Raw genomic sequence first — 9,048 nt, forward strand, 5'->3', positions numbered from 1 at the left:
GGGAGAAGTTGCGCCCAGCTCGGCTATTGTGGATTCAACGAGGGACAGCCGCTCTTCCTGGCTGAGGGCCTTGGGCAGGTACTCTTTAAGGACTACAAGTTCGGCAGCTTCTTTTTCAGCAAGGTCGGGGCGCTGGGCCGCCGTGTACTGCTCTATGGAATCCTGGCGCTGCTTGCCTTCCTTGATGATGACGTCCATCATTTCTTCGTCGGAAAGGCTGCCGCCGGGCCGCCGCAAGTCCACCAGACGGTTTTTGACCGCCGTCTTCAACAGGCGCAGTACCGTAAGACGAACACTGTCCTTGGCTTTGTAGGCCAAAATATAATCTTTTTCGATCTGGTCAAAAAGCGTGGTAGTGGCGGTCATAATTGTCGTGGGGTGGAGGGTGGAGTAATGCAGAAAACGCGGGAAACCCCGAGGGGCTTCCCGCATAACTGGCCGGATGAAGGCCCCGGGCGCATAAATGCGCGGCCGGTTAAGCCATGTTCATCTTCCTGATTTTTTTCATCAGCCGCTTCCGGGCGGCGGCCTTTTTCTTTTTGCGCATGACGCTGGGCTTTTCGTAGTGCTGGCGCTTCTTCATTTCTGAAAGAACACCGGCCTTTTCTACCTGCTTCTTAAAGCGGCGCAGCGCGATATCAAAGTTATAATCGTCGTCGTTAAGAAAAACTCCGGGCAAGAAAATCACCCCCTTCGGCGGCGGGGCCTGCTATAAGCAGCCCACAAAAATAACCGTCAACGGTTTACCCGTCTACGGGCAGCGACAGTGTCGCCAAATGAAGAGTTCATATAGCCCGCAATATTGAAAAGGGCAAGTTTTTTCTTGATAAAGCGGGGCAGATGCAAAGTACGCCATTGCGGGACCCGTGGCATCCAGGCTGCAAGCGTGCATGGCCCTGAAACCGCAAATGACACGCATGCCCCGACTCCCAGTCGCCGCAGGCATACATGTCATCCACAGTTGTACCCCGGTATGCTGGCTTTAGTGAGAGCCAGCATTGCCGGTTGGCGCCATGCCGCGAGGCACGGCTGCATAAGATCAGTTCAAAGAATCTTTGAGCATTTTTCCGGGGCGGAACTTGAGAATTTTGCACGCGGGAATGGTGAGAGTGTCACCGGTGCGGGGGTTGCGGCCCTGCCGGGCTTTGCGGTGTTCCACCGCAAAGGTGCCGAAGCCAGTGAGTGTAAGTTTGGATTCCTTGACAAGAGCGTCTTCGACGGAAGCGAGAAAAGCGTTGAGAGCCCGTTCGGCTGCGGCCTTGGTCAGATTGGCCTTGGCAGCGATTTTTTCAACCAGATCAGCCTTAGTCATCAGCATGTCCTCCTGAAAAGTTCCCCGGCGTTGTTTTCAAATGGCCTCTTGCATGGCCACTTGCCTTAATGCACCACTGGTGCACAACGCAGCAAGAGTATGGATAGACTGAAAACTTTTTATGCCTTGTTGTCAAGCTGTGACGCCCAAAAAGCAGCTATGCGCTGAAAATCGTGACAAGAAAGAACTTCAGGACGCAAGTTGGCTGCAATTTGCGTACTTTCAAACGCATTTTCCAGACCTGGCTGGGCGGCACGTCGAAATATGCCGCCAAGTTGCTTACGTCGTTGCTGAAAACAGATACGCAACAGGCGAGATAAAAGCGCGGGATGTGCAGGACGCTCACTGGCTGGCAAGGGCATGAAGCTCAATACCGCAGAATCCACCTTGGGAGGAGGGCTGAAAGCTCCCGGCCCCACTACAAATTCCATGCGCGGGCGCGAGTAACTCTGCACCCATACTGAAAGTGCGCCGTAGTGCCCGGAATCCGGCGGTGCGGCAAGGCGCTGGCCCACTTCTTTTTGCACCATAAATGCGGCCTGTTGCCAGCCCTCAGACAGAGACACAATATCCCATATAAGCGGTGAAGCCACATTGTATGGCAGGTTGCCTATGACCTTCCACTGTTCCTGCGGGCTGATGCGCCGCCAGTCAAAGCGCAGTGCGTCCGTGAGCACAGCCTGTGTATGCTCGCCGCCCAGACGTTGCCGTTCGGCGGCCCAATGGCGGTCTTTTTCAAGCAGCAGCAGGCGGGCATGCGGGGCCGCTTCAATGGCGCGGGTCAGCGCACCGGGGCCAGGCCCGATTTCAATAATGCGGTCAGTGGCACAGGGGGCGATAAGAGCTGCAATGCGGTGGCAAATATCTTCGCGGCGCAAAAAATGCTGACCAAGACTCTTCTTGGCGCGAGGGGTGTGCCCCTTGCCGGAGTTGTTGCCTGAATTACTGGATGTCACGGGTATAAGGCCTCATGGAAGGTCAAAACGGTCAAAGGTCATTACAAGTCCGGCCCGGCCCTGCGTAGCCGAGCGCAGTGAGGTGGAAAAGCCAAACAAGCGGCGCAGGGGGGCAGTGCCGCTCAACATCTTGCGCGTTCCATTGTCTTCAAGGTTTTCGACCTTGCCGCCGCAAGAATTGAACAGACTGATTGAGGGGCCCAGAAAATCATCGGGCACGACGATTTCCACCCGCATAATCGGCTCCATAACAATGGGAGCGGCAGCGGCCAAAGCTTCACGCAAGGCTTGTCCCGCCGCCATATGGCAGCCCGGCAGGGTTGTCAGGCCTTCGCGCCGTTCCACATTGGCAAGAACCACCTGTACATCCTCAACAGGATAGCCTGTAAGTTCTCCGCTTTGCAGGGCATCGCGCACACCTTCAAGAGCCGCGTCCAGATATATCTGGGGCAGCAGCTTGCGCGCTTCGTTGGGATCGGCAGGCAGAAAATCGCCCACGGCCACCGTATTGCCGCTGCCACGCGCGCCCGGATTCACATGAAGGCTGACCGCGCCCTGATGATGTTCCTTGCCCAGTTCCCGGTCAAAAACCACGCTGGCGTCAGCTTCTTTGCGTATGGTTTCGCGCAGAACAACCTGAGGATTGCCCGCACGGGGGCTGATGCCGTATTCGCGCTGCATGCGTTCCAGCAGAACATCAAGATGCAACTCGCCCATGCCGGAAATCATGCGTGCGCCCGTGGCATCGTCCAGCTGCGCCTTGAGAGTAGGGTCTTCTTCCGCATACCTCGTTAGCGCTTCGTCAAGAATTTTACCTTCGTCGGCATTGCGCGGCTCAAGGGCGAGTGTGATGACTGGCGCGTTGGCTTCAATGCTTTCTAGCTTCAGAAGGCGCTCACGTGCAGTGTAGGTCTCGCCCGTATGGGCAGACCGCAGGCCAACGGCAACAATAATTTCACCTGTTCCTGCGGATTCAAGCTGTTCGCGCCTGTCGGCGTGGGGGCGGTAGAGACGGCCCAGCCTGTCGTCCTTGTTCTGGGCGGTGTTGCGCAGGTTGTCGCCTTCATGAATACGGCCCGCATACATGCGAATAAAGGAATGCTTGCGGTTGTCTTCGAGCAGGACCTTAAAAACCAGAGCAACAGCCGGAGCATCGGGGTCGGCCATAACTGTGACTTCGTTGCCCTCAGAGTCCAGACCAACAGGCGCAGGCACGTCCAGCGGCGAGGGCAGCCAGCGGCAAACGGCGTCCAGCATGGGCTGTACGCCGGTGTTGCGCAGGGCGGAGCCGCAGAATACAGGGGTGATGCTGCGGGCCAGCGTTGCACGGCGCAGGGCTGCATGAATATCTTCTGTGCTGTAAACACCCTCCAGGTAGGGCTCCAGAAAATCTTCATCAGCTTCAGCCAGTTTTTCCAGCAACAGTTCGCGCCAGGGAGCGGCCAGTGCGGCCTGCTCTGGTGTAAAGGGAGCGCGGTTTACTGTCTGCCCCTGATCGTCTTCATCAAAAAGCAGGCACTCTTCATGAATGAGATCAAGAATGGCGCTAAAGTCTTCACCTTGACCCAGTGGGGCCATAACAGCAACGGCATTGGTATGAAGCCTTTGCCGCATGGCTTCCAGTACCGCTTCAAAATTTGCGCCCAGCCTGTCCATCTTGTTTATAAAGGCTAACTTGGGCACACCGAAATTTTCTGATTGCCGCCATACGGTTTCAGACTGCGGCTCAACGCCGCCTACGGCGCAAAACACACCCACGGCTCCGTCCAGCACGCGCAAGGAGCGTTCAACCTCAATGGTAAAATCCACATGGCCGGGGGTATCAATGAGGTTGATGGTGTGCTCGTTCCACTGGCAGGTGGTGCAGGCCGACATTATGGTAATGCCACGCTCCTGTTCCTCGGGCATGTAGTCCATTGTGGCAGAGCCGTCATGAACTTCGCCCATGCGGTGGATTTTGCGGCTGTAAAAAAGCATGCGCTCCGACAAGGTGGTCTTGCCAGCGTCAATATGGGCAATGATGCCAATATTACGGATGCGGCTGATGTTGGACATGACGGCTCCTGGGCAGATTTTTACAGTGTGCCGAAAGCCAGACGGCGCACCCGGAAAAAATCCGGCGTAAGGCCGGGGTGCAGCCAGAAACCTTCACAGCCCGGTGTCAGTACCAATTCAGGGCCGTTTGGGGAAAAGAAATCACTATGGGGAAGGTTCGCCGCCTGCTCGGCTGTAGAGGCGAGGTACAGAGCGTCCGCCAGCGGCGAGTTATCCGCAGCAGTCATAGCCACTTCTTGCGAGCCATTTGCCAGCGTGCCGGGGGCAATACTTATGGCAGAATCCAGAGCTTCTGCCTGGGCAAAAAACAGTGCTTCCAAATCAAGGTAGCCGCCTTCAGCAGACAGATCCTGCCCGTCATTCAGGCTGTCTCCTTCTGTCAGAGCCAGCCTTGGCGTGCGGCTTTCCTGCCAGCAGGGCAGGCCAACAGCCTGCGCGAAATCGGCAAGCTGTGTCAGCTCGCCATCGTGCAGCAGCACCAGCCGGCCAGAGCCGGAACTTTTTTCAAGCAGAGTTTGCAACTTTGTAGAGTCTAAAACAAAGATGTCTTCAATACCACTCAATTCCAGACTGACCAAGGCAGAGCGGTGGGGCTGCCCACCCACGCAAACGGCCCCGATCAGGGGCACACCAGCAAGGATTGCCGGAATGCAGGCGGCGGCCAGTCTGGCAGCCGCTGCATAGGCAGGAGTGAAGGCGATGATGGCCCACGGGGCGGCACTACTTTCACTTCGCTGCCAAAATCCCAAATGCCTGTTGCTGCGTTCTTCACGCAGTAAATCAGAGCTTGAACCAAAGTGCATATGAGCCAGGGCGAGTCCCGTTTTGATGGCTGCACGCCATTGCGGGGGAGTCTCTTCGTAGGACTGGGCCGCAAGGTCGTCACTCAGGCGCGCGTCTTCTACCCATTGGGGCCAATAGGTATTTTGCGGGATTTCCGGCTTCTGATCCGTGAAGGCAGTCATAGCGTTAATTCCGAACTATCTGGTCATGCCGTCCATACCGGCAAGCCACGTTCTGAGTTGCGCTACCTGTGCCGCCACGGACTGCGGCCCTGTGCCTCCGGGGGTTTCGCGCCGGCGCACAGCGGCTGCGTAGTCCAGTATGGCGTAAACATCTTCCTCAATACGGGGTTCAAGCGCCTGCATTTCAGACAGGGTGAGGTCTTCAAGCCCCTTGCCCTGGCTTTCGGCGGCGGCCACACATTGGCCCGTGATGTGATGGGCCTCGCGGAAGGGCAAGCCTTTGCCTACAAGGTAGTCTGCCAGTTCTGTGGCGTTGAGGAAGCCTGCCTTGCAAGCCTCGCGCATGCGGTCAGTGCGGAAGGTCAGTTCTTCCATCATGCCCGCCATAAGGCGCAGGGAGGCTTCAACGGTCTTGTCGGTGTCAAGAAAACCTTCCTTGTCTTCCTGCATGTCGCGATTATAGGCCAGGGGCAAACCCTTCATGATGGTGAGCAGGCCCATGAGCGAACCATACACGCGTCCTGTTTTGCCGCGCATAAGTTCGGCAACGTCAGGATTTTTCTTTTGCGGCATAATGGATGAGCCAGTGGCGTAGCTGTCGGGCAGGCGCACAAAGCCAAAAGCAGGGTTGGCCCACAAAATGATTTCTTCACACAGGCGTGACAGGTGCATCATGATGGTTGAGCCGTCAAAAAGCGCTTCCAGCACGAAATCCCTGTCGGAAACAGCGTCCATCGAGTTGCCGTAAATGCCGGAAAACCCAACGTCTTCCGCCACGCTTTGCGGATCAAGAGGATAGGTTGTACCTGCCAGCGCAGCCGCTCCTAGAGGGGATATGCACACACGGTCAAGACAGTCTGTCAGGCGCAGGGCGTCGCGCCGGAACATCCAGGCATAGGCCAGCAGATGGTGCGCCAGGCTCACAGGCTGGGCGGGCTGCAAATGGGTGCAGCCTGGCAGTATGTCATTGGCGTGTTCGGTGGCGCGCTGCACCAGTACGGCGCACAGGCCAGCGGCGCGCTGCCGCCAAGTTTCCAGTCTGTCTGCCACGAAAAGACGAAAACTCAGCCCGACCTGATCATTGCGGCTGCGGCCTGTGTGCAGTTTTTTGCCCACATTGCCCATAATCTCCGTCAGGCGTGCCTCGATGTTCATGTGCACGTCTTCCAGTTCCGGCTTCCAGACAAAATTGCCAGAGCGGATTTCTTCGCGCACACGGTCGAGTCCTTCAACCAGAAGCTGCGCCTCGCCGGGAGCGATGATGCCCTGGCGTCCCAGCATGCGGGCATGGGCTTGCGAAGCGCGAATATCCTGGGCGTAAAGCGCCCTGTCATAGGATTGGGAGTCCGTATACTGGGCTACAGCTTCCTTGGGGCCTTCGGCGAAGCGTCCGCCCCAGCTCTGGTTGGTCTTCATAGCAGTGTCCATTGCTTTTAAAGTAGTAATTCGGGGGCAGGAGCGCTCACTAAGGCGCCCCTGCCCCCGAAGTTCCATCACCCTTGAGCCTGTCAGTGGAGCCATGCTCCACCTTTTAAGGCTTGCCAGACGGTTGGCCCGGGGACCATTGCCTGGCTGACGGAGGCATTATGCAGGCCCGTCAGGGCGCATTAACCTTCGAGCTTGTTTTTTACAGCCGCATGCAGCCGCAACCGCAGGCTGTTGAGGCGGATGAAGCCCGCCGCATCCTTATGGTCATAGTCGCCACCTTCAAAGGTAGCCAGATCCTCGGAGAAAAGCGAATTGGGGGAGGTGCGGGCCAGGGGCCACACGCCGCCCTTGTACAGTTTGGCGCGCACGGTTCCGGTGACGCTTTCCTGCGATTTGTCCATAAAGGCCTGCATGGCCTCGCGTTCGGGCGAGTACCAGAAGCCATTGTAAACGCACTGGGAATAACGCACGGCCAGCATGTCGCGAATGCTGAGCAGTTCGCGGTCAAGGCAGATGCCTTCGAGGTCGCGGTGCAGTTTGTACAGCAGGGTGCCAGCGGGGTTTTCGTACACGCCGCGGCACTTCATGCCGACAAAACGGTTTTCCACCATGTCGTCGCGGCCAATGCCGTTACGTCCAGCGATTTCAGCTAGGGTGGTAATGATGGCCGCTGGCGAAAGAGCCTTGCCGTTAACGGCAACCGGGTTGCCGCATTCAAAATCAACGCTGACAATCTCAGGAGTGTCCGGCGCCTGCTCAACGGGCACGCAGCGCTCGTGGCAGGATTCGTGCGGTTCATTGCCGGGGTTTTCCAGCTCGCTGCCTTCAAAGCTTGTGTGCAGCATGTTGGCGTCCATGCTGTAGCGTTTGGCGGCGCTGGAAATGGGAATGCCGTGCTTTTCGGCAAAGGCGGTGAGGGCCGTGCGGGACATGAGTTCCCATTCGCGCCAGGGGGCGATCACCTTGATGTCAGGGGCCAGCGCGCTGGCGGCAAACTCAAAACGAACCTGGTCATTGCCTTTGCCGGTGGCGCCGTGCGAAATGGCGTCGGCGCCTTCCTTGCGGGCAATGTCAACCAGAGCTTTGGCAATGAGAGGGCGTGCAATGGAAGTTCCGAGCAGGTAGCGTCCTTCATAGATGGCCGCGCCGCGCATCATCGGGAATACAAAATCCTTGGCCATTTCTTCGCGCAGATCAACAACGTAGGCCTTGGAAGCCCCGGTCTTGAGCGCCTTTTCTTCCACGCCGGAAAGATCTTCAGGCTGGCCAAGGTTGGCGGTGACGGCGATGACTTCGCACTTGTAAGTCTCAATAAGCCACTTTAGAATAACCGATGTATCAAGCCCGCCAGAATAGGCGAGAACAACTTTTTTTATACCTTGCATTATCAAGCCCCCTTATGGATTCAAGGGCTGAATTATTGCGTAAATCAGGATGGTGCGCAAGGCTTTAATGGGCTACGGTGTTCCTGTTTGCCCGCTCAGAGAAAATGTTGACGTTAAGTCGAAGTACATGTATTATTCTTTAGTTTGAGCAAACGGTGGCTCTTGAGCCGCCCCTTTCGTACCGATCTCCAAAGCCGCAGGAATGTCCAATGCCTAAGCGTACGGATTTACACAAGATTCTTGTTATCGGCGCGGGACCCATCATCATCGGCCAGGGTTGCGAGTTTGATTACTCCGGCTCACAGGCTGTCAAAGCCCTTAAAGAAGAGGGCTATGAAGTGGTGCTGGTCAACTCCAATCCCGCTACCATCATGACCGATCCCCAGTTGGCCGACGCCACCTATGTGGAACCCATCGAACATGATACCCTGACTGCCATTATCCGAAAAGAACGCCCCGATGCACTCTTACCGACCCTTGGCGGGCAGACGGCTTTGAACGCCGCTCTTGGACTTGCCAAGAGCGGCGTTTTGGCGGAGTACGGCGTTGAACTTATCGGTGCGCGCGCTGAGGTTATTGAAAAGGCCGAAAGCCGTGAGCTTTTCCGCGAAGCGATGGAGCACATTGGCCTCAATATGCCTGCCAGCGGCATTGCCAGAAATATTGAAGAAGTTCGCCACCTCGGCAACATACTGCCTTTCCCCCTTATTGTGCGCCCGGCCTTTACCCTGGGCGGCACGGGCGGCGGCGTAGCCTATAATCTTGCCGACCTTGAAAAGGTTGCAAGCAACGGCCTGGCAGCCAGCCCCACTACTGAAGTCATGATCGAGCAGAGCGTGCTTGGGTGGAAAGAAGTTGAAATGGAAGTGATGCGCGACGCCAAGGATAACTGCGTCATCATTTGCTCCATTGAAAATCTTGACCCCATGGGCGTTCACACGGGCGAC

Annotated in this window: 8 protein-coding genes and 1 pseudogene; 1 reads left to right on the forward strand and 8 read right to left on the reverse strand. The window is 56.9% G+C overall.

Going from position 1 to position 9,048, the window contains the following annotated elements:
- From QM579_RS06875 to QM579_RS06910, 8 genes are all read right to left on the reverse strand, one after another.
- The coding region (locus QM579_RS06875) for a GatB/YqeY domain-containing protein (protein ID WP_414998434.1) at positions 1 to 366 on the reverse strand (366 nt) is incomplete at its 3' end.
- A gap of 109 nt (positions 367 to 475) precedes the next feature.
- Positions 476 to 679 (reverse strand): 30S ribosomal protein S21, encoded by a 204-nt coding sequence (gene rpsU, locus QM579_RS06880; RefSeq protein ID WP_183718206.1) that lies wholly within the window; start codon positions 677 to 679, stop codon positions 476 to 478.
- A 360-nt stretch (positions 680 to 1,039) separates the two neighbouring features.
- The gene (locus QM579_RS06885) at positions 1,040 to 1,312 is read right to left on the reverse strand and encodes an HU family DNA-binding protein (RefSeq protein WP_179981664.1); all 273 of its coding nucleotides are present in this window, start codon (positions 1,310 to 1,312) and stop codon (positions 1,040 to 1,042) included.
- 119 nt (positions 1,313 to 1,431) lie between these two features.
- Complete coding sequence (rsmA, locus tag QM579_RS06890) at positions 1,432 to 2,268, reverse strand: 16S rRNA (adenine(1518)-N(6)/adenine(1519)-N(6))-dimethyltransferase RsmA (protein ID WP_414998435.1); 837 nt, start codon at positions 2,266 to 2,268, stop codon at positions 1,432 to 1,434.
- 12 nt (positions 2,269 to 2,280) lie between these two features.
- A complete protein-coding gene (gene fusA, locus QM579_RS06895) occupies positions 2,281 to 4,323 on the reverse strand; it encodes an elongation factor G (protein ID WP_414998436.1) in 2,043 nt (680 codons plus the stop codon).
- Positions 4,324 to 4,343: 20 nt separating this feature from the next.
- Positions 4,344 to 5,288 (reverse strand): hypothetical protein, encoded by a 945-nt coding sequence (locus tag QM579_RS06900; RefSeq protein WP_414998437.1) that lies wholly within the window; start codon positions 5,286 to 5,288, stop codon positions 4,344 to 4,346.
- Between the two features lie 15 nt (positions 5,289 to 5,303).
- Entirely contained in the window at positions 5,304 to 6,704 is a 1,401-nt protein-coding gene (argH, locus tag QM579_RS06905) for an argininosuccinate lyase (protein ID WP_414998439.1), read from the reverse strand.
- A gap of 191 nt (positions 6,705 to 6,895) precedes the next feature.
- Complete coding sequence (locus tag QM579_RS06910) at positions 6,896 to 8,101, reverse strand: argininosuccinate synthase (protein WP_414998438.1); 1,206 nt, start codon at positions 8,099 to 8,101, stop codon at positions 6,896 to 6,898.
- A gap of 209 nt (positions 8,102 to 8,310) precedes the next feature.
- Between QM579_RS06910 and carB the strand changes: the two are divergent.
- A pseudogene (carB, locus tag QM579_RS06915) lies at positions 8,311 to 9,048 on the forward strand (carbamoyl phosphate synthase large subunit); the annotation flags it as partial.

This window comes from Desulfovibrio sp., assembly GCF_047607245.1.
In the GTDB taxonomy this organism is placed as follows: Bacteria; Desulfobacterota; Desulfovibrionia; order Desulfovibrionales; family Desulfovibrionaceae; genus Desulfovibrio.